The 24,263-nt window shown below is 53.4% G+C and carries 19 protein-coding genes; 10 read left to right on the top strand and 9 right to left on the bottom strand.

The window, feature by feature from the left end:
- Nucleotides 1-18 precede the first annotated feature (18 nt).
- From ACYZT5_RS17145 to ACYZT5_RS17130, 4 genes are all read left to right on the top strand, one after another.
- Nucleotides 19-879 (top strand): tetratricopeptide repeat protein, encoded by an 861-nt coding sequence (locus ACYZT5_RS17145; protein ID WP_462052101.1) that lies wholly within the window; start codon nucleotides 19-21, stop codon nucleotides 877-879.
- Between the two features lie 102 nt (nucleotides 880-981).
- Nucleotides 982-1,287 (top strand): hypothetical protein, encoded by a 306-nt coding sequence (locus ACYZT5_RS17140; RefSeq protein WP_462052100.1) that lies wholly within the window; start codon nucleotides 982-984, stop codon nucleotides 1,285-1,287.
- A 258-nt stretch (nucleotides 1,288-1,545) separates the two neighbouring features.
- Nucleotides 1,546-3,102 carry a hypothetical protein gene (locus ACYZT5_RS17135; RefSeq protein WP_462052099.1) on the top strand — a complete coding sequence of 519 codons (1,557 nt, stop codon included), beginning with the start codon at nucleotides 1,546-1,548 and terminating at the stop codon, nucleotides 3,100-3,102.
- Entirely contained in the window at nucleotides 3,102-4,205 is a 1,104-nt protein-coding gene (locus ACYZT5_RS17130) for a hypothetical protein (RefSeq protein ID WP_462052098.1), read from the top strand. The genes ACYZT5_RS17135 and ACYZT5_RS17130 overlap by 1 nt, the downstream gene beginning before the upstream one ends.
- Before the next feature lie 99 nt (nucleotides 4,206-4,304).
- Here the strand turns inward: ACYZT5_RS17130 and ACYZT5_RS17125 are convergent, their stop codons facing one another.
- A complete protein-coding gene (locus tag ACYZT5_RS17125) occupies nucleotides 4,305-5,177 on the bottom strand; it encodes a helix-turn-helix transcriptional regulator (protein WP_462052097.1) in 873 nt (290 codons plus the stop codon).
- 107 nt (nucleotides 5,178-5,284) lie between these two features.
- On the opposite strand from ACYZT5_RS17125, the gene ACYZT5_RS17120 reads away from it, so the two are divergent.
- Both ACYZT5_RS17120 and ACYZT5_RS17115 read left to right on the top strand, forming a co-directional pair.
- Complete coding sequence (locus tag ACYZT5_RS17120; protein ID WP_462052096.1) at nucleotides 5,285-5,542, top strand: hypothetical protein; 258 nt, start codon at nucleotides 5,285-5,287, stop codon at nucleotides 5,540-5,542.
- A gap of 105 nt (nucleotides 5,543-5,647) precedes the next feature.
- Nucleotides 5,648-9,052, top strand: coding sequence for a TM0106 family RecB-like putative nuclease (locus ACYZT5_RS17115; RefSeq protein WP_462052095.1), 3,405 nt, complete (start codon nucleotides 5,648-5,650; stop codon nucleotides 9,050-9,052).
- 55 nt (nucleotides 9,053-9,107) lie between these two features.
- Here the strand turns inward: ACYZT5_RS17115 and ACYZT5_RS17110 are convergent, their stop codons facing one another.
- Nucleotides 9,108-9,272 carry a hypothetical protein gene (locus tag ACYZT5_RS17110; RefSeq protein ID WP_196586958.1) on the bottom strand — a complete coding sequence of 55 codons (165 nt, stop codon included), beginning with the start codon at nucleotides 9,270-9,272 and terminating at the stop codon, nucleotides 9,108-9,110.
- A 150-nt stretch (nucleotides 9,273-9,422) separates the two neighbouring features.
- Here ACYZT5_RS17110 and ACYZT5_RS17105 point away from each other — a divergent pair, with 150 nt between their 5' ends.
- The 3 genes from ACYZT5_RS17105 to ACYZT5_RS17095 all read left to right on the top strand — a co-directional run bounded on the left by ACYZT5_RS17105 (nucleotide 9,423) and on the right by ACYZT5_RS17095 (nucleotide 11,098).
- Nucleotides 9,423-9,980, top strand: a complete 558-nt coding sequence (locus ACYZT5_RS17105; RefSeq protein ID WP_196586956.1) for a hypothetical protein — start codon at nucleotides 9,423-9,425, stop codon at nucleotides 9,978-9,980.
- A 168-nt stretch (nucleotides 9,981-10,148) separates the two neighbouring features.
- Nucleotides 10,149-10,646 carry a GIY-YIG nuclease family protein gene (locus ACYZT5_RS17100; protein WP_462052094.1) on the top strand — a complete coding sequence of 166 codons (498 nt, stop codon included), beginning with the start codon at nucleotides 10,149-10,151 and terminating at the stop codon, nucleotides 10,644-10,646.
- A 215-nt stretch (nucleotides 10,647-10,861) separates the two neighbouring features.
- The gene (locus tag ACYZT5_RS17095) at nucleotides 10,862-11,098 is read left to right on the top strand and encodes a hypothetical protein (protein WP_462052264.1); all 237 of its coding nucleotides are present in this window, start codon (nucleotides 10,862-10,864) and stop codon (nucleotides 11,096-11,098) included.
- Nucleotides 11,099-11,147: 49 nt separating this feature from the next.
- Here the strand turns inward: ACYZT5_RS17095 and drt2 are convergent, their stop codons facing one another.
- Nucleotides 11,148-12,431, bottom strand: a complete 1,284-nt coding sequence (gene drt2, locus ACYZT5_RS17090) for an antiviral reverse transcriptase Drt2 (RefSeq protein ID WP_462052093.1) — start codon at nucleotides 12,429-12,431, stop codon at nucleotides 11,148-11,150.
- A 391-nt stretch (nucleotides 12,432-12,822) separates the two neighbouring features.
- Here drt2 and ACYZT5_RS17085 point away from each other — a divergent pair, with 391 nt between their 5' ends.
- Complete coding sequence (locus ACYZT5_RS17085) at nucleotides 12,823-15,459, top strand: AAA family ATPase (protein WP_462052092.1); 2,637 nt, start codon at nucleotides 12,823-12,825, stop codon at nucleotides 15,457-15,459.
- An 89-nt stretch (nucleotides 15,460-15,548) separates the two neighbouring features.
- Here the strand turns inward: ACYZT5_RS17085 and ACYZT5_RS17080 are convergent, their stop codons facing one another.
- The 6 genes from ACYZT5_RS17080 to ACYZT5_RS17055 all read right to left on the bottom strand — a co-directional run bounded on the left by ACYZT5_RS17080 (nucleotide 15,549) and on the right by ACYZT5_RS17055 (nucleotide 23,998).
- Complete coding sequence (locus ACYZT5_RS17080; RefSeq protein ID WP_462052091.1) at nucleotides 15,549-17,465, bottom strand: class I SAM-dependent DNA methyltransferase; 1,917 nt, start codon at nucleotides 17,463-17,465, stop codon at nucleotides 15,549-15,551.
- Between the two features lie 2 nt (nucleotides 17,466-17,467).
- Complete coding sequence (locus tag ACYZT5_RS17075) at nucleotides 17,468-18,622, bottom strand: restriction endonuclease subunit S (RefSeq protein ID WP_462052090.1); 1,155 nt, start codon at nucleotides 18,620-18,622, stop codon at nucleotides 17,468-17,470.
- A complete protein-coding gene (locus tag ACYZT5_RS17070) occupies nucleotides 18,619-21,030 on the bottom strand; it encodes a DEAD/DEAH box helicase family protein (protein ID WP_462052089.1) in 2,412 nt (803 codons plus the stop codon). The genes ACYZT5_RS17075 and ACYZT5_RS17070 overlap by 4 nt, the downstream gene beginning before the upstream one ends.
- A gap of 433 nt (nucleotides 21,031-21,463) precedes the next feature.
- On the bottom strand, nucleotides 21,464-22,714 hold the full coding sequence (locus tag ACYZT5_RS17065) for a ribonucleotide-diphosphate reductase subunit beta (protein WP_008034875.1): 1,251 nt from the start codon (nucleotides 22,712-22,714) through the stop codon (nucleotides 21,464-21,466).
- 517 nt (nucleotides 22,715-23,231) lie between these two features.
- Nucleotides 23,232-23,546 (bottom strand): hypothetical protein, encoded by a 315-nt coding sequence (locus ACYZT5_RS17060; RefSeq protein WP_462052088.1) that lies wholly within the window; start codon nucleotides 23,544-23,546, stop codon nucleotides 23,232-23,234.
- A 188-nt stretch (nucleotides 23,547-23,734) separates the two neighbouring features.
- On the bottom strand, nucleotides 23,735-23,998 hold the full coding sequence (locus ACYZT5_RS17055) for a DUF2790 domain-containing protein (RefSeq protein ID WP_038979415.1): 264 nt from the start codon (nucleotides 23,996-23,998) through the stop codon (nucleotides 23,735-23,737).
- Nucleotides 23,999-24,263 lie beyond the last annotated feature (265 nt).

Raw genomic sequence — 24,263 nt, 5'->3', positions numbered from 1 at the left:
TGATGCCGGAGTCGAGAAATGGCGATGTCCAAGCCTGCTAATGTCGTCAACATACTTGAAGCTTTTCTGGTCGAGCCTGAACTGCTGGAGTTTCGGGAAATCAGTGAAAGTGACGGTCTGGGGGCAGGGTTGGGGATGCCGACTCTGAGGATTGTCGAGATGTATGAGCTTCATGGGCCGGTGTCATACGCTGAAGTGAAAGCTTTGAATCCTTTAAAAGCAGTCTTAACGCGAGAATCATTTCTTCTGCTATACGCGCAACTGCGACGAGCAGCACTCGAACATGATGCCGGTGCGCTAAATGACCTCGGTTGGTTATGGCTGGATGGGCGCACGTTGATTGAGGATCCAGCGATTGCCCTGCACCTTTTCCGGCTGGCTGCGGCGGACGATTTATCTGAAGCCTTTTTCAATCTAGGGCAGCTCTATACCTACGGAATAGGTGTCTCCGTTGATGAGCGCATGGCCCAGCGATGGCTGAAAAAGGCATTTAAAGGAGGTATTCGCGAGGCTGCTCTGGAAGTCGCGTGGCTTTACGACACGCGGGATCGAAAAGGCAGTTGTGAAGCTTCACAGGTTAAGGCCGATAACCGGAAGGCATTTCGCTGGTACCGAAAAGCCGCTCGTGCCGGCGACACTGCGGCGTTTGCACGCCTTGGGAAGAGTTACCTGGAGGGTAATGGCGTATCGCGTCACGTCTCAAAGGGACTTTTTTGGTTGCAGCGAGCGGCGCTCAGTGGTGATGCAGCGGCTGCTGATGCCTTGGAGTATTTTTACGAGGATGCCCTGTACATGCCGGACCCTCAAGGACGTATGCGTTTGTTCTGGGCATCGTATGCCGAAGATCTGCGAGAACCTTTTGAGAGCCCGTCGTGTTGATTTAGGGTAAGTGAGGGGGGGCTTCCATTGTTTGGCCTGGACATTCACTGATGATCTCCAGTTTTTTATTGTGTATTGGATGAAAAAATTTAAGGAAGCGTGATGATTACGTTGAGAGATGGCGGCTCATTCAGCATTGATGCTCTGGTTTCAAAAGTTGATGACTTGGGCGGTTCCATGGTGCTTGGGCCGATTAAGGCTGCGTTGATCGATCACAAGAAGCCGGACTCATTGGATTACTGGATCAGAACCAATGGGGCTCATCGTAAAGACCAGATGCAAGCGGAAATGCAGGTAGTCGACCAGTTGGTTGCCACTGGCCGTTTTAGTCGGGTGAACATGAGCTGTCCAACAACCGGACATCGTTGCAAGGGACTGATTGTGATCTCTAAGCTTTTCCCTGAGTAGCTAACTGCACTCACGAATGAGTGCCATTGCTTTGAAAAACTCTGTTTGAACCCAGCCCCTTTCTTGGCGGAGGACAAGCAAAGTGTGGCCAGCATCATGCTTCGGTTTATGAAAGGTTAGACCGATGGCGGGTTAAATTTCGGGCTTTATGTCTTTGATTGGATGCTCCTAACGATCAAGACAGCGCTAGACACCATGACAAGCATATGGATATTGTTAGAGGCATGGCATTTTGAGATCACTACAATGCAGAGCGGCATGCAAGAAATGATTATCGAAATCGACGCGGACGTTGAGGCGTTGATCAGAGACATAAATGCTGCACCAAATGGGCAGCAACAAACAGACTTCATCGATTCGTTTCAAAAGATGATGATCGATCAGTTGATGGGGCCGTTCGGATTGACTGCTGCGATGTTCGAGGATCGTGATGGAGGCGCCATTACATCTCTGCATAACTTCGAAAAAGGGGTCGTCGCCAACGACGCAGATGAAAAACGTCATGCGGGCTGGCAGGAGGCCCAAAAGGAATCGTTTCAACGCAAGGATTACGATGCTGCGATGGATGCCGCCCACTCTGACATGAGTAGTGCCGACGGCAAGTTCTACGACGCCTACAAAAAGCCTGAGACGGAGTTTGCCGAAGGCCCGAGAATGACCGCACGGGATCACGTCACCAGCGCCAGCGAAATCGAGAGGTCTACGCGTGGTCACCTGGCACAAACACGTGAAGAGCGTGTGGCAACAGCAACGCAAAAAGAAAACGTCGTCCTGACATCTTTCAATATGAACTCCTCGAAACAAGAGTCCGATCTGAAAGTGTGGGCGGCAGGAAAAAACAGTCAAGACCCGAGTAAGACCAACGCTGAATATTACGATTTGGATCCGCAGGCAATAGATACGGCTTACGAGAAGTCCAAAAAAGCAGTGGATGGGGTACAAAAAAAGGCTGTCTTTGACAAGCAAATGGGCGAATTACTGATCGAGGGCAGCGCTGCGGCCGGTAAGCTTGCCCTTCGACAAGTACTGGGTTTACTGCTCAAAGATCTAATCGAAGGTTTGATTCAGGATGTACGGTATCTGGTCAAAGAAGGCTTTGATGGCGCCAAATCGCTGCTAACTTTGGCTGAAGAGCGAATCAAGTCGACTTACGAAAAAATTAAGTTGAAGTGGGCGGAATACCTGAAAGAAGGTGTTAGCGCGGGTCTAACGGGCTTTCTCTCAAATTTGATCACGTTAGTCATCAACTCCTTCATCACTACCGCAAAAAATGTGGTGCGGATGCTTCGGGAAGCGATACTTTCGATTGTTCGGGCGATCAAAGTGATTGTTTCCCCCCCGAAAGGCATGGCCCGTGGCGATATAGCCATGGAGGTGCTTAAAATTCTCTCGGGCACTGTCGTGCTGTGTCTCGGTATTGCGCTTGAGGAGGTCATCCAGAAAGCGTTGGAAGCCGTACCACTGCTACTGCCTTTTGCTGCGACACTGGCCCCGGTTATTACCGGTGTCATTACCGGTGCCTTAACGCTTTTCACCGTCTTAGCTTTTGACCGGTTAAAAAGTGGTATCGCTTTTCGCAACAAGGCGCTGGCCGATATCCATCGTGGTCAGCAGGTCAATCTGTTGAGGGTCAAGCAAACAGTAGTGATGATCGATAGGGCTTACAGCCACATGATTGTCTCGACTCAAGTCATGCGAGCACAATTCGAAAGCGACTGGCTCGAAGTAAAAGACGCCAAAGTCGTAACGCAAAACCGTCTAAACGACTACCGAAATTCTGTAAACAGCCTAGATGATTTACTGGAGCTATTTTAATGAGCGCGCAAGAACTGATAATCAAGGAAGATCTGACCCCAGTTAACATAGCTTCAGGTCTTCTGGATGTAATCAAGGATATTGAGTTAAGCATCGAAAATGCCAGTAGTCATGTTAGCGCTATAGAAAATCGAGGCTGGTTCAAAAGCACCTTCTCCAGTGCTAAAACCGATTTGGTGGACATCTCCAAGTCTCAGAACAAAATCAACGACCTCATGCTGGGCTTAATTCAAGAGGTCATTACCCTCAACACTATGAGCTACTCGTTCCTTGCCGCAGTAATCTGCGAGCTGGAAGAGCGCGCCAAAATGGGCTGGACGGATAGCGAAGGCCGTTTCCAAGAGCTTTCCGAAACTGGCCAAGGTTTTGCGGACAAAGCCCAATCCATTTTTCGAAAAATTGCCGAAGGTTCGAAGTCTACTCAAGACCGTATTGAACTCAATAAACAGAACATTGAAGAGGTCAAGAGTGCCCTGTCGGTAAAGGACGCGCTGGACACACAACAAAGTCAGGATATCGACAGAATCAAGACCGCGCTCGAACTCAAGACTGAACGCTTGGCCAGCATCGATGCTTTACTCAATCAAAAAAGCACCCTTGATGAACAACAGGATCATGCTATCCAAACCATTCTGGTGGAGTTGCAGGAAAACGGTCGTGTCGATCAGGAGCGGGCGCAAACCATTGAGCGCAACAGCGGTGACATTGAAGCGATACAATCTACTTTATCGCTGAAAGTGGAGGAAATCGCACGTCAGGAGCTGCATTTGGGAGCAGTCGATACATCGTTGACCCAAAATGCTGAACAAATAGCCCGCCTGAACGAGCTGCTCAATGAACAAAATGTGCTGAGTGAGAAACGAGACAACGCCATTCGAGCGATCCTGGAGACGCTACAAAAAAGCAGTCGTAGTGATCTCACACGCGCTCAGGCCATTCAGGTGCTGGAACGTGAGTTGCTGGAGTTTAAAGAGCGATTAGTGGTTCAGGAAAACAGCTTTGCACGTTATTCGTCGCGTACTAATCGCCTGCTAGTGGCTCTTGCCGGTTCTAGTCTAGTGATGGCTACAACACTGGTACTCAAAGGGCTAAGCGTGATTTGACGTGTAAACAGCATTCTTGGCGCCCCTTCGATAGTACACGCTCGTGCAGTATTGAAGGGGGGAGGAGCTGTGGGGTTTACGCAAAATAGGTTCGAATCATCAAACGTAAAGCCAGCGCCCAAGCTCCTCCAGGTTTGCCACCACTATCTGTTGTGCCGCTGCTTTGGCCTGTATTTTCGTGGGGTCTATTTGATAGCGCTGCAAAATGTACTGTACCAACGCCCCTCGGGTGCGTATCAACAGTTGGCCGTTTTGCATGCCGTAATCTGCTTCAATTATCAGCTTTTGCTCAGGTTTTAACCTTCGATCAGGCTCAAAAATCACATCTATTTCGGCCATCCAATCCACATCGGCCTCACGTTTATGACCGGACGCATGGATTAAATCCGGTACGCCGCGAAAGCGACTCAGAACAAAGTCTCGAAAGTCACCATTCTTTTCACAGTAAGCGCGTACGTGCCAGCGCATCCCGGTAAATACCAGTGTGTGCGGCACGATCACGCGTGTTTCCGGTTTGGGGTTGGCCAAGGACACATAGTCCGTTTCAAGCCGTAGACCTTCACGACAGGCCTGCAAAATTGGTCGCAATATTTCGGGGCGAATGCTGCGATCAGGGATGAGCAGCAGTTCAGTGTGCGCATAAGCAAAGGCCAGTCCTTCGATATGCGCGGCACGTTCCCGATTCTGGTTGAGCAGGTGCAGGTAAGCGCTGGCGCTTCCATCGATGAATAGCGGTTTGAACACTTTGCTTGGTTTGTAGCCTTTCAGATGTTTGTCATATGTAAGGTTTTTAGGCGCATGTTCGGTCAGGTAAGTGTTGATGTCTTTTGAGGCTTGCTGCCGACTGATGCCAAAGCTCTGCATCAGGTGACCAGTAGTCAGGCGGCCTTCCCACCAGGCAATGGTCTCGATGAGTCGGTAGCGTAATGCCAGATCCCAGCGAATCTGATTTAACTGCTGCTTACGTTTCATCGGTTGAGTACCTGTTCCATTTGTTTACCTGTACAGGCAAACATTATCGACGTGTCATAAAAGACTACATATCTTGTAACCGTCGAACAAGCGAAGGAAGCTACAAAATGGATGCGATGAGCTTGTATTGGTTGAGCATGGGAGGGGCGATGCTCATGGTGGCAGTCATGGCGTTATTGCTGTGGTTGCAGTGGCAGCATATTGATGTGCAAAAGCGGGAGTTGATGGTGCTGCGCAACCTCTTGAACAACATCGGCGCAGTCATTCGACAGCTGGAGTTGGAAAGAAAGGAATTGACTGCGGGATTGCGGGCTGAACGCGCCCATGTCGAGCAGCTCCAGAGAAAACTTTCGTTAGTGCAGTAATTCGTTCCGCGCGTTTAGTTAGCTGGGATTATGGAGAGCCTTCTGGCACTCGATACGATGGGCGCCTCGCCATGCAGGGGCAGTTCGCTGCAAGGGAGAGTGTGTATGCAAATCGTCGATGGTGTCCGGCTTTACTCCGCTTCAGATCTCTGCGGTTTTCTAGAATGCGAGCACCTGACGGCTCTTGATATGGCCCATCTGCTATCGCCTATGGAGAGGGCACCAGAAACGGAAGAAAACCGCCTGATTCAGGATAAGGGACTTGAGCATGAGGCGGCCTATCTTGAACGGCTGAAGCTCGCGTATCCCTTCGTGGTCGATATCGCTGCGAGCGGCGCGCGGTCTATCTCAAAGAAGGTCGAGTTGACACGGGAAGCGATGCAGGCCGGTGCCGATATCATTTTCCAGGCGACGTTACAGGACGATGTTTTTATTGGTCATGCCGACTTTCTCCGAAAGGTAGCACTGCCCTCAGATCTTGGTGATTACAGCTACGAAGTGATCGATACCAAACTGGCGAAAACACCCAAAGCAAAGTTCATTGTCCAGTTAGCGCTGTACTCCCAGCTGCTGGTTCCACTGCAAGGTGTTCGTCCTCACTTCATGCATGTTGTGCTCGGTGATGCAGCGCGGAGCGAACGGCCATTTCGTGTGGCAGATTACTCCGATTATCTCGATCAGGTTCTTCAGCGCTTCGACGTTTTTGTCTCTGCCCCACAACCGTCAATCACCTATCCTGACCCTTGTGATCATTGCCGCTTTTGCGGATGGCGCGACCTTTGTGCCATTCGACGCGAGCAAGATGATCATTTGTCTGCGGTCGCGAATATCAGCAAGTCCCAAATCAAAAAATTGCAAAGCGCCGGTGTTCAGACCTTGGAGCAATTGGCCAACATTCCGGAACGTATTTCAATTCCCAAACTAAACGGCGAGTCCTTGAATAAATTGAGGCATCAAGCCCGTTTGCAACACCAAGGCCGTCATAGCGACACACCAATTTATGAACTGTTGCCTCCGCAGGCTGGGCTACGTGGATTCGGCCGTATGCCTGAACGAGCGGAAGGCGATCTGTTTTTTGATATGGAGGGCGATCCGCTTGAAGAGGGTGGTTTGGAGTATTTATTTGGCTTGTACATTGATGAGTCAGGGAGCCAACGCTTCATGCCATTTTGGGGGCACTCTCGTTCAGGAGAAAAACTAGCATTCGAGGCTTTCATCGATTTTTTGATGGCGCATTTGGCGCGCTATCCGCGAGCCTACATCTATCACTACGCCAGCTACGAAGAGACAGCGATCAAGCGTTTGATGAGCCAGCACGGCACCCGTGAGACTCAAGTCGACTGGTTGCTGCGGAACGGCAAGTTGATCGATCTGTATAAAGTGGTGCGGGAGGCGATACGCGTTTCCGAACCGAGCTACTCGATCAAGTACATCGAACATTTCTACATGGAAAGACGGGTTGGCGAGGTGACCAGTGCCGGCGCGAGTATCGTGTTTTATGAGCGTTGGAAGCAGAGCGGTGATGCTGAACTGTTGGAAACCATTGAGCGCTACAACGAGGATGATGTGCGCTCCACTTACTTGCTGCGTAACTGGCTGCTTTCGATCAACCCCGCTGGCAGCAATATTGCCGCGAAGAATGTGGGGACCGTCGAAGTTGATCCTGTTGCCGTAGGGGCCAGCGAACAGGAGATTCGCCTGGAAAGTTATCGTCAGCGCCTTATTGGTCAGTTGCCGGAGGATGAATCGCAGTGGGATGACGAGGCGCTTGTCAGGGCGTTGGTTTTTCAGTTGCTTGATTTTCATCGGCGCACCGAGAAGCCGGTGTGGTGGGATATGTTCAAGCGTCAGGACATGGCGAGGGATGAGCTTCTTGAGGACATCGAGAGCCTGGCTGGGTTGACACGCACTACACAGCCACCCGTACCGGAAAAGCGCTCATTCCTTTATCAATACCGCTTCCCCGAGCAGGAGACCAAGCTGCGTATCGGGTCGCAGGGAAAGGTGGTCGAAACACTGAGCGCGATTACTCTGCATGAACTGGACATGGAAAACCGATTGGCGACCTTTAAGGCCACTGCCGAACGGCAACCTCCCGAAGACTTTGATATGGGACCCGGTGGGCCAATTAATAGCAACGTTATTCGCGAAGCATTATTCCGCTACGCCGATGCGGTTCTGGCAGGTGGTGGGCATTTTCAAGCGGTGGAGGACTTTTTGTTTCGTCGCTCACCCAGAGTGATTGGCTTGGAAGCCGGGACGGCCCTTTTAGCGGCTGGACTGGATCCTCTCGATGCAGTCAAGCAGGTGGTGCGTAACCTCGACCATAGTGTGCTGTTCATTCAGGGGCCTCCGGGTGCTGGTAAAACGTATACGGGGTCTCACCTGATAGTTGATCTGCTGCAAGCTGGCAAGCGGGTCGGGATTACCTCTAACTCTCATCACGCGATCAACAACTTGCTTGCAGCGATAGAAACCTGTGCTGAGGCGTCTGGTTTCAACTTCGTCGGTTTGAAAAAGTCCACTCAGGGGGCTGAGGACAGTCGTTTTACCGGGCGCTGCATCACGTCCCTAGTGGACAATACGAAATTGTTGGCCGCATGGAACTCGGGAGCACGCCTTGTCGCCGGTACTGCTTGGCTGTTCGCGGATGAAGCATTTAGTGAAGCGTTGGATTACCTGTTCATTGACGAAGCTGGGCAGGTCAGTGTGGCCAACCTCGTGGCGATGGGGATGTCAGCCCGCAATCTGGTGCTAATGGGCGATCAGATGCAGTTATCGCAACCGATTAAGGGTGTGCACCCAGGACGCTCAGGAGATTCGATCCTGGATTACCTGCTTGATGGCGTGGCCACGATTCCCGCGGATCGCGGGGTGTTCCTGGCGCAGACATGGCGTATGCACCCTGAGGTGTGTTCCTTTATTTCCGATGCGGTGTACGACGGACAATTAACATCGGCCCCGGGAACCGAGCGACAAGTACTGGTGCTGGATGGCGAGCGTACAGAGATACCCGATTGCGGGCTGTATTTTTGTGCGGTGGAGCACGACGCCAATAGCCAAAGCTCAGAGGAGGAAGCCGCTGTCGTCCGCGACCTCTACAGCTATTTCCTAGGGCAAACTTATGTAGATAAGGATGGCGAGGTGCATCGGGTCGACGTGGACAATATATTGGTTGTCGCACCCTATAACCTTCAGGTGCAATTGCTCAAGCGGGAGCTGCCGGCAGGCGCCCGAGTCGGGACGGTGGACAAGTTTCAGGGGCAAGAGGCCGAAATTGTGATTGTTTCGATGGCCACTTCGAATGAAGACTATTTACCTCGGGATATTGGTTTCCTCTACTCGAAAAACCGCTTGAATGTAGCGGTCAGTCGAGCCAAAACCTTGGCCTGTGTGATAGCCAGTCCAGCCTTGACGGCCATCCGCTGCAAGACACCAGAGGAGATGTCGCTGGTGAATACACTTTGTAAGGTGGTTAAGAGTGGATCAATGACGCGCGACAGGATGTAGGGCAGACGGCGCGCCGCTCCAACGGGGCGGCGCAGCTTTGCATCGAGAAGTACTCTCAGCGAACTTGGGTCGGTGCGTTGATGCATTTGTAGCCAGGGTACTGGGCTTCGGCGGTAATCTTGGCCATCTTTGAGGTCACGGCTTGCACCGTGATGCTGAAGTTGGCCTGGGGGCCTGCGGTGGCGACCACGCGCTGCATAAAAGCTGAATAGATTTTCATCAGGTGAGGCTCCTTGTTTGTTGATCTCCTAGCCTAATCCGTTTGACGACAACTTGTGTCGCGGTTGATTTTTTTGCGACTCGCCGTTGATTTACCTTTCGAAGCCCACTTTATCTAAACACGACTCACGTTAATCAGGAGCCCAAACCAATGCAGGACATATTTCTGTTGGAGCCTCAAACGAAGGTAGACCGTAAGAAGTCCTACATTCGATCTTACCCGCATATTCTCGCGCAATTGCAGACAGAGTCGGCCTTAACCGAGCGGGATTTTGTCTGCGGAGCGCACATCGTGTACGGCTGGATGCCGACCATCTTGGATCTGTACCCAACGGCTGAACGGACATTGCAGCAAGGAGCCAACTTACTCAACAAAGCGCGTGTCAATGGCGTTTTGAATCAATGCGAATTGTCCGAGCTGGCGGCGCTAGTCAACAATTCGGTGGTAGGGGCATCCAAGCTGCTGCACTTTGTTAATCCCGATGCTTTCGCCATTTGGGATTCGAAGATCTATCGCTTTATTCATGGCCATGCGGCTCATCAGTACAGAGTGAATAATACGGGGGCTTATTTGAAATATCTGGACCAGTTGAGTGAGCTTCGAAAAGACGAACGGTTTGCAGGCCTTCACTCTTCGGTCAACGAAAAAATGGGTTACCCAGTGTCACCGCTACGAGCCATCGAAGTGGTGATGTTTTTAAATGCTTGAGTGATGTGAGTAGGCGTGAAACTGACCGAGAGGTAGGCATTCCGACCTCTCTTTGTGCGTTGCTCTCTGTGGAACAGGTTGGAGCGTGGTCTCGCAAAATGGCATTTATGGGCGCGGAATCGTTACGCCGCTTTCGCTCAGCCCTGGACTGATCACCTGGAGAAATCGTTGAATTTTCAACAAGCTTATGCCGCCCTAGAAAGCCTGATTCATAGCCTCCCTAGCCTCTTTTCAGATGTCACGGTCAATTTTGCGTTCGGCGAAAATAGACCGGCCATAGGGGACTGGTTAGATCCACTAAACTTAGGCCTCCTCGCGGCCGGTGATGGCGTTGGTTCCAAGAGCGGGGTGTACTTTTTTGGCTCGCCGGAAGGCGAGATTATCTATATCGGCAAGGCGACCAAAAACAATCTGCATCACCGAGTATGGGACCATGTGAGAACCCCGCAGGTTGAGCTTGATGGAAGACGAACTTTTCCAAAGCATGGGTTCAGTGAGCGAGCTTATACACCTGAGCAAACGGCTTGTATCCTCGGAGGTGATGCCTTTCTGGGGGTGGTAACCGTGTCTGATCCCGAGCTGGTATCAATGGTAGAGGTCTACCTACATACCGTGCATGTCAAAACACATGGCTGCCTTCCCTACCTCAATAAACAGATTGGATAGGCGCCGAATGAGTTCACTTGAGGTGGCCCCCGGCAGTGCACGCGGCTGCGCATAATTGGCCGTTATGGTCAATCGCCTCCATCACTTCACCCGTGTCTGGCGAGAGTCCCAACTGGGACTGGTGGCCAAGACCCCGGTCGCTGGTCGGCCGGAAGCTATCCAGCTGGTTGAGGCGCGTGTCGACCACTAGCCTGAGTGCTCAGGGGGGCGAGAAAATGAAGAAAGCGGTGGAGCAGGACACGCTGGTGGCGTTGATCGAGAGTGGGGCGGCGCGGGAATTTAGAGCGACACGTGGGCCGGGTGGCGAGGGCTGGAGCCTGAGTATCCGGCTGGGCAGATTTTGGTTGCCGGTGCGCTCACGCCGGGAGCCGGTTAGAACGTGGGCGAGTCTGACCGCGTTGGGGCGGTTTTGCGAGAGCGTGGGCATCCGGGGGTTGAGCGTGGAGTTCTAGCGTCGCTTGGTTGGATTAACTGCCCTCCGCAGCGTCCTTCAACAGGCTGTCATTCGCCTTGAACATCAGAAATGCGTTCGCGGAGCCTGTTCCAGTGCGGCTTGAGCTGCTTCTTGATCGAGGGAGAGTTCATGATCCGGGCGGCTCGGTAGCCATAGGAGATGAAGTTTCTCCGGCCCAGATAGGAATACTGCTTATACAACTTCTTCAGGAACATCGAGCGGGGCAGCTGTCCTCTGGCAATCCGTTTGGCATTGACCTTGTCCATACATTTTCCCGCCAGCCAGATGCCTCTGTTTACGCGGTCCTGATAGCGGGCTAAAGACGATGAACGCAGGTAAATGTTGGCCCCATCGAAGATAAAGCCCAGGTATTGCAGCGGTCGGTCGGATCTAAAACCCTTGGCGGAGCGTGTGAACTTGCAGGTCTCCGTTTTGGCGGCTTGGATCTCCAAGCCAATCGTATTGACGCGTAGATCGACTAGGGCCTTGGCCTCTGCCTCCTTCTCCAGCGGCACAATCAACAGCACATCATCGCAATACCGGTAGTAGGCGCCGCCGCAGGATTCGACATAGGCGTGAATCTGCTCATCGAACCCCATCATGTACACATTGGACAACAGGGCGCTGATGGGGGAGCCTTGGGGGATACCCTTTTTGTCTTTGTTGGTTTCGATCAGGTCGCCATCACGCACCTTGGCCCGGAACTCGTGGGGCTCACAAATTCGCTTGCGGCCATGCTTGGGGTTGCTCTTTGAGAGCCCCAGCGTCTCGTAGACTTGATCCCTGTAGACGAACGAATACTTGGTGAGGGATCGGAACACCGCGTAGTGGTCGTCGGGCAAGCGGCTGGTGCCTAGTAGCGCCTGCCAGGCATTTTTCAGGTGCGTATGGTCTAGGTTGTCGAAGAAGCCCTTGATGTCGATGGCAATGACGCAGCAGGACTTTCGCGCCGCGATATCCAGAAACGCATCGCGAGCAAAATCGATATTGCTTTTGCCAAGGGCTCTAAACGCCAAGATTGCCGAGGCCCACTGGACCTTCGCCAGACGGTCCTCGTAGGCCTGGTTCAGCAGATCGCAGTAGTACGAATAAATATGGCTGTCGACGTGTGCGGCGTAGGAAATGGGCCTTTGCTTAGGGTCTTTTTTGACAACCTTCCCAATGCTTTTGTCGAAGAACACTTTCTGTGTTTGCGCGACATAGCGAATGAACGGGTAAAAGGCATGCCTAGCGACAGTCTTAGGGCTTGAGACTATATCTAGCGCCGCAACCTGGTTGATCGGGCGGTCAAAGTGCAGATAGCCCCGAGATTTGTACCAATTTTCTGGCATCAGCGTACATCCTTGTTCGAGCCAACCGGCCAGGCTTAGGATGGCGGCAATCCTCAAGCCGCCTGGCCGGATAAACCCAAATGTTCCTCACATTGTCCAATCGGTCTCAGTCACCCAGTTCCGATTTCGCCGCGATTGCTAGGATCGACGTATAGTGTCAGCGTCACACTTGGAGTACCTATGAAGATAAGTATCCGAGGGCTGCTGGCCGCATTGCTGGTCACCCTGGGTTGTTACACTTGGGATGCCGCCTTGGGGCTTGACAGCTTGTGATGCACCTTTGGATCTATATCCAAAGCGCTTGCAGGCTAGCATAAATCTGAACCGAGCCGGCACCTCGCAATTCGGGAAAAACCATTCACTTGGCTCAGTCTTATTGAAAGGAATCACCATGTCTGAATCGGCTTTCAATATTTTCGATGAACTGTCCGCATGGGGTAAGACGCTCCTAAATTGGCAGCACTTCTTGCTCAGCAAACTGGTGGCAGCTGTTGATTTGACCGATGAATCCTTGGAGGAAGTCTTCGGCGAGTATCTGATCGATCAGGGACTCGGTGAATCAGATGCGGTACGGGTGAGCTGGGACATGGTTTTGCCGCAGCACCAGGGAGGCGCGGCGGCACTGCTCAGCCCCCTTACCGCGATGACCTCTGTATCGGGGGTCAATGCGCTCGCGGCTGGCGAGACGTTGAGCTTCGGCCCCAAGCTCACGGTGGTCTATGGGCCGAATGGTGCCGGAAAGTCCGGTTATGCGCGCGTGTTGAAATCCGCGTGTTTCACGCGATCAAAAGAGACCAGCATCCTGGGTGATGTCAAACTTGCGAAGAGCAAGCAGCCCAAGCCAACAGCTACGTTTACCTTCGACGACGGGGCGAGCGTTGCCTTTGTGCACCAAGAGCCTTGCCAGCGGCTGCGTGACGGCTTCGCCGTCTTCGACTCAACCTGCATACGTGTGCATTTGGATGATCGAAACGCATTTCAGGTTATGCCCTATCTTTTCGACGTTTTCCCACGGATGGTGACGGCGTTCGGCAAGTTACAAACCAAGCTACGTGAACAAATCACTCGGCGCACGCCGGTGGCGGACAAGTTTGCGATCCAAGACAGTTTGTCTGAGGTTGCGACTGCACTGGCAATGCTGACCGCTCAGACAAACCTTGTGCGCTTGAAGGAGCTTGCGGTGTTTGGCGATGCCGAAACAACCCGACTCCAGGCTATTGAGCAGCAGTTGACCGAGTTGAGGACCACCGACCCAAAAGACATCATCAAGAAGAACGAGCAACGCATCGTCGATCTGAACAGTGTCAAAACGTCTATTGCTGCTTTGGCCGCCGGCGTCATGCCCGCGACCGTAACCAGCGTGGGCGAGGCGGCGAGACAGATTGGTGCGCTCATCGAAAAAGGAGCGGCATTATCTGCGGCCCAGTTCGGCGAGGAGCCCGTGCAGCCTGTTGGCACTCATGCATGGAGAGACCTGCTGTCTGCCGCGATTACCTATAACACTGAAGCCTACCCAGATGACACATTTCCGCCCAAGTCTGATGGTGCGCGTTGCGTGTTGTGCCATCAGGTCCTCGACGCAGAAAGTGCAGATCGCTTGGCGCGGTTTTGTCAGATGGCTACCAGCGACGTTGAGACACAGCTGGCTGACTCCCATAAGACAATGACCAACTATGGTGTCACCTTGAGTAAGGTGAACGTGGCTTTCTTCGCTCAGGAAAGCGCCGCGCGCCGTACGCTGCAAGAACTCGATGCCGCGCTGGAAGCTGACGTCACGAACTATGTGGAAGGTTATCGGCTCGTCATCGAGACCTTGACCCAGGCGGTTGCGAATGTCTCCAGTCCGGTTTTTTCCCTACTGGAATATGACACCGTTTCAGCGCGTATCACCGCTTTGGTCGAGCGCTTGCGGCAAGACAATGAAAAACTGCGGCTCAGTGACCCCAAGGCACTGATCGATGCGCTGCTGTTGGAGCAGCAGCTTCTGAACGACCGGCATTGGCTTGCTAGTCAATACGACGATATTGCCGCCGCAGTCGAAGATATGAAATGGGTGGAGAAGGCGAATCAATGTCTTCGTGGCTTCTCGGGCATTCAGCGTGAGGTCACAAGCAAACAGAAAGCTCTTGTGACTGAATTGGTTGCGAAAGGCTTCATTGCTCGCTTTATGGAGAACTGCACGGCGCTGCAACTAGCTTTGCCCGTGCAATTTCGCTTCGCTGGCGATGCAGGCAATACGGATCGGAAGATCGAAATTAGCACTGCTGGAACGGCCGGTGTTGATCCTTCCCGTGTGCTGAGTGAGGGTGAACAGACTGCGGCAGCTCTGGCGGACTTCCTAACAGAGATCGAACTCAATGGTGCCTGCTCCGGCGTCATTTTTGATGATCCGGTTACGTCCATGGATCACGTGCGCAAGGAGTTGATCGCTCAACGTCTTGTGGACGAAGCGGCGCGACGGCAGGTCATCGTCTTCACCCACGACATTCTGTTCACTAACTACTTGGCGACCGCCGCTGAGGACAAGGGTGTGGCCTTTGCGGGACGCACGGTGTGGCGTGACGACGACGATGTGCCTGGTGCCATCGACCAGCTGGCTTTTCCGCACGAACACTATGAAGGAGCCGCGCATGATCGCGCGAAGAAACATTTCGACGTGGCGCGGACGCTGACCGGAGATCCGCAGCGTGATGCGTTGGAAAAGGCATGTGGTAGCTTGCGGACGGCCTATGAAGATTTTATTCAGAAAAAACTGTTCAACAACGTGGTGCGCCGGTGGCGAGAGAACATTACGTTCACGCTGAATCAGGTTTTCTTCGATGATGCTATCGCATTACGTGTACATGACCGGATGGCGGCACTGTCACGTTACATCGACGCACATTCACACTCCGAAGATTTTCACGAGGTGCCGCTCACCCTCGAAGTGGTGACTAACGAGCTAGCCCTGTTTGATAGCATCAAGGCGGACTACAGCAAGGCTCGCAAGGAGTGGGATAGGGCTAAGCCCAAGGCTATATTCAGTTAGTCTGCCGACCGAGCACTGATGAGATTCAGATAGCCGAAATTGACATGGCCCCTTCGCTAGAAGGGGCCATATCTAATTTCAACGGTTGCTCAGTCAGTCACTGTCATCAGTGCGGCAAGCCTATTCAGGGCATTACTGATGACTCGCCCTTGCTCCTCGATATTGCTGATGATTTGCCGTGGTGTGCGGGTGTCCACATCGACTACGGCGGTCGGATTGACAGCCTTTAAGTCGAACACGGCGGCATCAATATCAGCAGCTTTTGTTTCTAGGTCTCGTGCAGTTTTTTCTTTTTCCTGAATCTCTGTGGTCAGTGCCAGCAGTTCAGCGTCGCTGGCTTTGTCTTTTTTCAAGCGTTTGAGCTGTTCTTTCAAATCCACAACTGTGGCTTTGATTTGCGCAGCGTCATCCAGCAGCGGCTGCATTTCGGCCCGCGCCTTAGCGCGGCGGGCGGCGAAATCCACTGTCCAGGAATAGCGGCTTGCGCCTTCCGGCTTGCCACGCTGCACCAACATGCGGGCATAGCTGGGGAAGGGCTTGCCTGTGTTAGCCTCATCGGTCAGCCAGTCGGCCGTAAGGATGGCGGGCAATTGCGCATCGGCCAACACCGAACCATCCGGGGCAAAGCCAAAGTGCGCCAAAGTCAGTGGCGTTTTTTTGCCGACCTTCACGTAAGACAGGTCGTAGTACCACGTCTTTTCGGTTTTCTTGCCCTTGGTGAAGAATAGCAAATTGGTTTTTACGCCCGCGCCTGCGGTAGAAAAAACGCCACCGGGCAGGCTGACGATGGCCCATAAATCACATTCATCTACCAGCTTGCGTTTGGTTTCAACGAAGGAGCTTTCATTGGTGCGGAACAGCAGACCCTCGTCCAGCACAATAGCGCAAGTGCCTTTGGCAGCTAGCTCGCCAAGAATGTCCTGTACGAACAGCACCTGTGTGGCGCTGGTTTCATAGGCAAAGTTCTTCTGCGCATCCTTGCCTTCCTTGCCACCAAACGGCGGGTTGGTGAGGATCACATCAAAGGTCTTTGGTGCTTGGTCGAACAACGCCGCATAAGTGGCACGGCGGGTCAGCGAGTTGCCATGCCACAGATTAGGCTGGTCGATGCCGTGCAGCACCAAATTCGCTAACGCAATCGGGAACACCAGATTCTCTTTTTCGCGACCAAAGAAAGTGTCGTGCTTGAGGGTGTCGATGTCGGTGCTGGTGGCGCTTTGGCCCAACTGCCGGGCGATGTGCTCATAGGCAATGGCCAAAAAACCGCCAGTGCCACAGCAGGGGTCGTATACAGTCTGTCCGAGTTGAGGATTGACCGTATGCACCATGGCGCGGATCACCTCGCGCGGAGTGAAGAACTGGCCGCCGTCGGAATTTTTCTCACCCATCTTTAGCAGCAAATCTTCATACACCTGCGACAAGGTGAAAAAGTGCTGGTCGTCCACATGGTCGACATTGATCTGGTGAACCTTGTCGAGGATATCCCGCAGATTGGCTTCGCTATCCACGCGCACCTTTTCCACCGCCGTCATCGTACGGCCCATGATGCGCTGCTTGCGACTCGCCGCTGGATTGGGCAAGCCTGTACGGATATCAATGTCCAGACTGTGTAGGTGGGGCAGCAATTCCTTGTTGATAAACTCGAATAGTTTGCCGTCACCCGCCGCAAATAACTCCTGTCGCTTCCAACCGAAGAGCCAGCCCTCAGCCGTTTTTGGGTGGCCGGGTTTCTCGGAATAGGGCGCAGCCCAGTCTTGCCAACGGTAAGGGCTGTGCAGCGCGGGCGAGAATTTCTTGCCCAAGACCTCGGCCTCTTCGCGCTCCTTGGCTTCCTGCGTATCGAGAATGCGTAGAAACAGAATCCAGGTCAGTTCCGGTACATATTGCAAGGCGCTAGCGCAGTTGGAGCGGCGCATCACATCGCAGATGCTTTTGACGAAGCTGGAAAGCGACTGGGTGGAGGCAATGGCCTTGGGTTGTTTCTCAGTTGTGTTTTTTCTGGCCATGCTTACACCTCAAAGGCTTGCGCGAGTATTGCCTTAGGCAATTTCGAAAGGTCATTTAATTGTGATTGCAGGGCGGCTACCGCAACCTGCCAAGTACTCATCACGTCGTTCAATTGCTTCGAAAGTTTCCTCTGGATAGATATCTCGGGTAACGGTATTTCGATCGCCTCTACTTGCGATGGCGATATATGAGGAACACCAAGGCTTTGATCGTGGCCTGAGATTTTGGATATGAAAAGGTCGGTCTGGAGATAGGCGTACAAATAGTCGGCGTCGAGCTTCTGCGGATCAAGGAGAAACCTGCCGACTCGTTGAACCAACAGTGCGGGCAGATCATCTGCGCCCACCCGCGCGATCTTGATGCCGCTCGAAATAATGGGACGATCCAAGCTAATTAGCACGTCGCCCTTGCTCAGCGCATAGCTTGGGTACATCACTGCATCGCTTTGACTCAAGAAGACAGCATCATCCCAATACACCTTGCCCGGAAGAATGTTTGCGTTGCGCAAAAGATGCACACCGCTCGTTTTGAAGTTGTCGCTTTTGAAAGCGTAGCCGGATTGCAGCTTTGCAGCATCACCAATGGGCGCCCAATTCGGGAAGCTCGAAAACAAGGATTCCAATGCTCGCTTTTTGAGTGCAGCAGCTTCTCGCAACTGGGTCTGCGCCGTCTGCCGGGCGGTTTCCACTTCGGCCAGTTGGGCTTTCAGGCGAACGGCTATCTGGCGTTGCTCTCGTTCATTAGCTTCTGGAAATGGTTGCGCCTCAAGAAACTCACCTGACACGCTTGGAAATGTTGATCCATTGCCAGCCGCTAACAAGGCATCTGCCTTGTGCCTTAACCAAAGACCAATGTAGTCTGTATCAGCTTTGTCTTTGCGCGCTCGAATTGCCGCTAAGCCACGTCCGATGACATATTCCTGATCGGCGATATTTTGTCGCCCGAGCGTATTGCCTCGCACACAAAAGAGGATATCTCCCCGTACCGCGATTTTGGATGGCGCCGTAGTCCATTGAACAGCGACGGGGGTGGTTGCACCGAACTCAGCTGGGCCATTTAGTAACGGAAAACCTACTCTATTCTTGTTATATGTAGTGCCATCAGGCGATTGCCCCATTATTACGTGGGCGACGTCTGCTAATTTTGTCTCGCTCATACTCCGAACAACCTCGCCTTAGCCTCGCGCATCACCTGCGCAGGCGCGCCCAAGCCACGCAAAGCATTTAAGCCACCTGCCAGCTTGATCTCGGGCACTTCCCACAGGTTCTGACTTTCCAACGCATCGGTGCCACCTTGGGCGAACTGGTGGCCGAGGCCTTTGATCACGATGGCGGTTTTTCTATCCATGGCGTTGAACCAGGCATCATTATTACAGACGAACAGTTCGCCACGCTCAGGGCGCTTTAGGGCGCGAGCGTGATAACCGTGGTGGCCGAAGAAGTCGTACAGGTCAAAATCGTTCATCTGGTCTTTTTCTCGAATCACTTCCGGGCTGAAATTGTCGCCCAGCAGGTGGTCTATCAGTTGGCGGCGCTTTTGCGCTTCAATCCACAGGGCGCGGAAGTCATCGAGGTTATGCGCCTCGCTCACCACGCGCAGGATCACTTCGCGGCGGTATTCATCCACCGGTATCGGCGTATCGCGGCCATCGCGGCGACTGAAGATAAAGTGTCCCTGTGCGTTGATAATGACGGATTGCCCGCCAATCTCGGCAACGGCTGGGCCATCATCGTAGCCGCTACCCGTATCACTTCCATCATCCCCACCACCCTTGCCACCACCGCCTGGACGCGGCGGTTTGGTGATGAAGTCGGTGCCAAACAGGCTGGTAACGTCGGTGTAGTCGTAAAGCCAGAACTTGTATTTCTGCGTTTCTTCGTGGATACGCGTGCCGCGCCCGATCATCTGGTAAAACTTGATCGGTGATTGCAGGTAGCGAAAGAACACCACAGCATTCAGGCGTTCGATGTCCACGCCCGCTTCGAGCAGGTCTACCGTGCAGGCGATGAAAGCGCGTTCGCCGGAGCCGCGCATGGGTTCGATCATGTCCGAACCGTTGTTGGCGCCGCCCATGCATTTGAATGCGTAATGATCCTTCGGCGTCTGCCCTTGTTCCTTGCACCAGCGCACATACAGATTGTTCATGTGCTGGGCCACTCGGTCGGCGTGGATTTCACGGGTGCAGAAGATGATGACCTTCTGTTCCGGCCCGCCGTTTTCGCACAAGAGCTTGAACAGGTCTTGGCACATCTTGGGCGTGCGCAGCTCGATGAACAGTTCGTTGTCGAAGTCTTTGCCGGTGTATTCGCTCTTGGTCAGGTCTTCGGCAGTCAGCGGCAGGCCAGTTTTGATGTCCTTGGCGCCTGCTTTGAGGATGTCTTCTTTGGTGAAGGTGGCGTTATCGATGCTGGCCTTGCGTTTGACGATTTCACAGGCGGCGAGGTAACCGTCTTCCTGTGCTTGAAACAGCGTGTATTCGTACACTGGTTCGCCAAAGTACTTGCGGTTGTTGGCGGTGATCTCCTGATCGTCAGCACTGGCGTGTTTGGATTCTTCCAGTTTGCGTGGTGTGGCGGTCAGGCCGATGTGAATGGCGTTGGGGTTGCGTTTCAAAACCTCGGACCAGCGCCCCCAGGCTGAGCGGTGACACTCGTCGATGATGATGACGCTAAACGCATCTTCGCCGTAGTGCTCGGACAGAAAGCTGGCAAAGCTGTCATCATCATCTAGGCCAAGTGTCTGGTAGGTGGCGATGTGGATGCGGGCATTTTTCGCACTATTGCCGCCACGCTCGGTGCTGACTACACGGGCGTTGTCGCCAAAAGCGGCTTTAAGTTTGGCGTATGCCTGTGTGCGCAATTCATCTCGGTCGCACAGGAACAGCGCAGGTTTTGGCAATTGCCCCGCCTGGCTCATGCGCCACAACAGGTTGGTGGCGATGATGGTTTTGCCAGCACCGGTGGCTAGCGTTAGGAGCACGCGTGGAGGCGTTCCAGCCTGTTGATCAATCAGGATCTTTTCAAAGGCTGCGCGGATTGCCGCATCCTGGTAGTAGCGGGAGAGCGCCCATGCTGGGCTGTCAGCCTGGAACAGCATAGCGGCCTCGGGCCGGGCCATGTTGATACCCGTGTCTTTGGCGTAACGTGCGGTCAGGTCAGCGTGCGGTGGGAAGTCGACAAACTGGAAAGGGCCGCCTTGCAAGCTGGAGACGCAGTCGAACTCGCCATAGCGGTGACCATTGGTGGCGAAAACGTACTTCACATCGAAGCGTTCGCAATCAGCATAACCTTTCGCTTGCTGCATGCCTTTGAGCGGGTCTTCACCTTCTTTCTTGGCTTCAAGCACGGCGACGGGCAGCGCTTTGGGCATCTCGCCCACCTGCACGCAGAGCAGATAGTCCGTGCGCCCTGGACCCTTGCGGCGACGGCCTTTTGCACCACTGGGTTCGACCGGGGCTGGGGTAAGGATGGTTTCGAGCGTGATGCGTTCACGGCTGACGTAACCTTTGTCGCGCAGCACAGGGTCAATCAGATGGTAACGGGTATCCGCTTCGTTCATGCTCATAGATTTATCGGGCCCCTTTGTGCTGTTGATCCTTCATCCGCGCGGGCTGCGCGTACCCATAAATCTACTTCGGACAGTTGGAGCTTCCACGGCTAAATGAAAGCCCAAGCTTTTGCTTGGGCTTTCATTTATTTTTGCATTGTTTTGGTGCGTTCAATTCGCGGTGAATGAAAAACTTTCACGGCTTAGTGACTTTGAGCGCGGGGCTGTGTTTTTTTTGGCCACCCTGCCCACCAGCTTCATACACGGTCACCCTGTGTTGAAGAAATTGTCTGGTTGAAGCATCCAGTTGAGCGGTGTTTATAACTGACCTCTGCCTTCCATTTCTGACGTGGCAGAGGCCTCATCTTGGCGCGCCATTTCATTTTTTAATGAGACGGTTTCAGCTTTTGATGCGACTCCACGGGTGGCTTTTTCGTTTAATTAGTAGTATTTAATCCCAGCTCAACGCCCCACCAGTCTGATACTCAATAACCCGCGTCTCAAAGAAATTCTTCTCTTTCTTCAAGTCCATGATCTCGCTCATCCAAGGGAACGGGTTCGTAGTCCCCGGATACTCTTCCTTCAAACCAATCTGCGACAACCGACGGTTAGCGATGAACTTCAGGTAGTCCTCCATCATCGCCGCGTTCATGCCCAGCACGCCGCGAGGCATGGTGTCACGCGCGTATTCAATCTCCAGCTGAGTCCCCTGCAGAATCATCTGGCTCGCTTCCTCCTTCATTTCAGCATCCCACAAGTGTGGGTTTTCGATTTTGATCTGGTTGATCACGTCGATGCCGAAGTTCAGGTGCATGGATTCGTCGCGCAGGATGTATTGGAACTGCTCGGCGACGCCGGTCATTTTGTTGCGGCGGCCCATGGAGAGGATCTGGGTGAAGCCGCAGTAGAAGAAGATGCCTTCCAGGACGCAGTAGTAGGCGATCAGGTTGCGCAGCAGTTCTTTGTCGGTTTCGACGGTGCCGGTTTCGAACTTCGGATCGGAGATCGAGCGGGTGTATTTCAGGCCCCAGGTGGCTTTTTTCGCGACCGATGGGATCTCGTGGTACATGTTGAAGATCTCGCCTTCATCCATGGCCAACGATTCGATGCAGTACTGGTAGGCGTGGGTGTGGATCGCCTCTTCGAACGCCTGGCGCAGGATGTACTGCCGGCATTCCGGGTTGGTGATCAGGCGGTACACGGCCAGCACCAGGTTGTTGGCAACCAGGGAGTCGGCGGTGGAGAAGAAGCCGAGGTTGCGCATGACGATGCGGCGCTCGTCGTCGGTCAGGCCTTCCGGGTCTTTCCAGAGGGCGATGTCGGCGGTCATGTTGACTTCTTGCGGCATCCAGTGGTTTGCGCAGCCGTCCAGGTACTTCTGCCAGGCCCAGTCGTACTTGAACGGGACGAGCTGGTTGAGGTCGGCGCGGCAGTTGATCATGCGCTTTTCGTCGACCGCCACACGGGCGGAAGCGCCTTCGAGTTCGGCGAGGCCTTCGGCGATGTCGAGGTTGTCCAGGGCAGCTTTGGCACGGGCGATGGCGGCGGAGTCGGACGCGGTTACAGCGCGGGCTTCTTGCGCAGCAACACCACCAGCGGTGTCGAGGCGGTCCATGTTGGCTTCAGTTGCGTGGCCGGCGTTGGCGCCTTTCACCACGGTTTCGCCGCTGTCTTCTTTGTCGAATTCGTCCCAGCTCAGCATGACGTGTCGTCTCCTGCGTGAGGGCCAGATGCCCGTGTGAAAACTGATAGGTTGGTTTTTCACACGACCGTACTGGCCGCATTGGATAGCGTTTTTTGCAGCGGTACACGCAGGCAAATAAACATAATTTTGTACGGGGTTCCGAGAGCCTCTGACGGCGCAGAAATCGGTGAAGACTTCGGCGTGGGCTTCAGACTGGCTGTTATCCCTGTAAGGGAATATTGCAGGCCCGTTTAAGGCGGCATTATAAGGAAATTTTTGCGGCCGTGGTGGGGCGAATCCGCGCATGGTGCGGTCGAGAAGGAGGGTTTTTCGGTCGGAGCGAGGGTTTACAGGGCTTTGGCTGGATGTCGCGAGTGAAGATTTTTTTTCATAAATTTTGGCTAGCCATTTTTTTGTTCAAAAAACAGCCAAAAAACCACGTTTTTCACTACATGTTGTGTTTTGAGTCACTTTTCGATGCCCCCAGACACAACTAAGCCCGACCGTAATCGGGCTGTAAAGTCACGCTCAATGATCAGCTGAGGCGGGCTGCACCCACGTGGTCTGCACCATCCGCAGCGACCTTGGCAGCGCCGGTGTGATCGAAGCCGTCAGCGGCGACTTTGGCGGCGCCAGTGCGATCAAAACCATCGGAAGCAAGTTTGGCAGCGCCCGTGTGATCGGAGCCATCGGAAGCGAAGGACGCCGAGCCTGTATGGTCGTAACCGTCAGAAGCGACAGCCGCTTGCGTGGTGTAAGTAGCCGAGCCAGTGCGGTCGTAACCGTCAGCGGCGAAGGTGTTAGCGGCCAGGACAGAGAGGGTCAGGGCGAGGATCAGTTTGGTTTTCATGGTAGTGGCTCCAGGTTCGTTGGCGTTTTGTGCCTTGGGTATGGAATTGATACTACGCCAGATAATTCGATTAAAAAGCGCAGATAAACGCTAAAAACAATCGTAAAAAACGATCTATACGGTTCGGCGCTTCATCTGCCTTAAAGAGCGAGGCGGGTGGGTCGAACCGTTAAGGGGAGAGCGGGTGATCAGCCGTTAGAGCAGCCGTTACCCATGACGCTGTAACGCAGAATGTGGCGTTGGCCTTTGGAGTCGTCGTATTCCATTTTCGCCGGAACAACTTCGCAGACGTTCGGGATTTCGCTCATGGAGATAACTTTGGCGATGTCCAGGTGAGTGGAGTAAGTGTATTCCTCAATGGCGGGTTGCTGCTGCGCGACATCAGTCGGGACCTCGTCTGCCATGGCGGTTGCGCACAGGCTGCTGAGGGCCAGAACTAATAAAGCTTTCATTTCAAATTTACCTTTTAGAGGTCGAGTGGGGTCACGCAACCTTTTTGGGGTTGCGTGTGGAACTTAAGTACTAGGTTTTGGATTAACTGCCTTCGTGGGGGCTGCAACTTGGTTAATCACGTTGCCTTGTTGGCGAGGCTGATTTTAGGCGGGGGGGTTGCATTCATATAGGCGTGCTTTTGATAAACACCTTTGACAGATTTCGTAACAATCAACGAATAACGTTGTAGGAGCTGGCTTGCTGGCGATCTTGACGATGCGGTTT

It is taken from the genome of Pseudomonas sp. LB3P14 (genome assembly GCF_054898045.1).
This window is presented reverse-complemented; position numbering and strand designations above follow the sequence as displayed.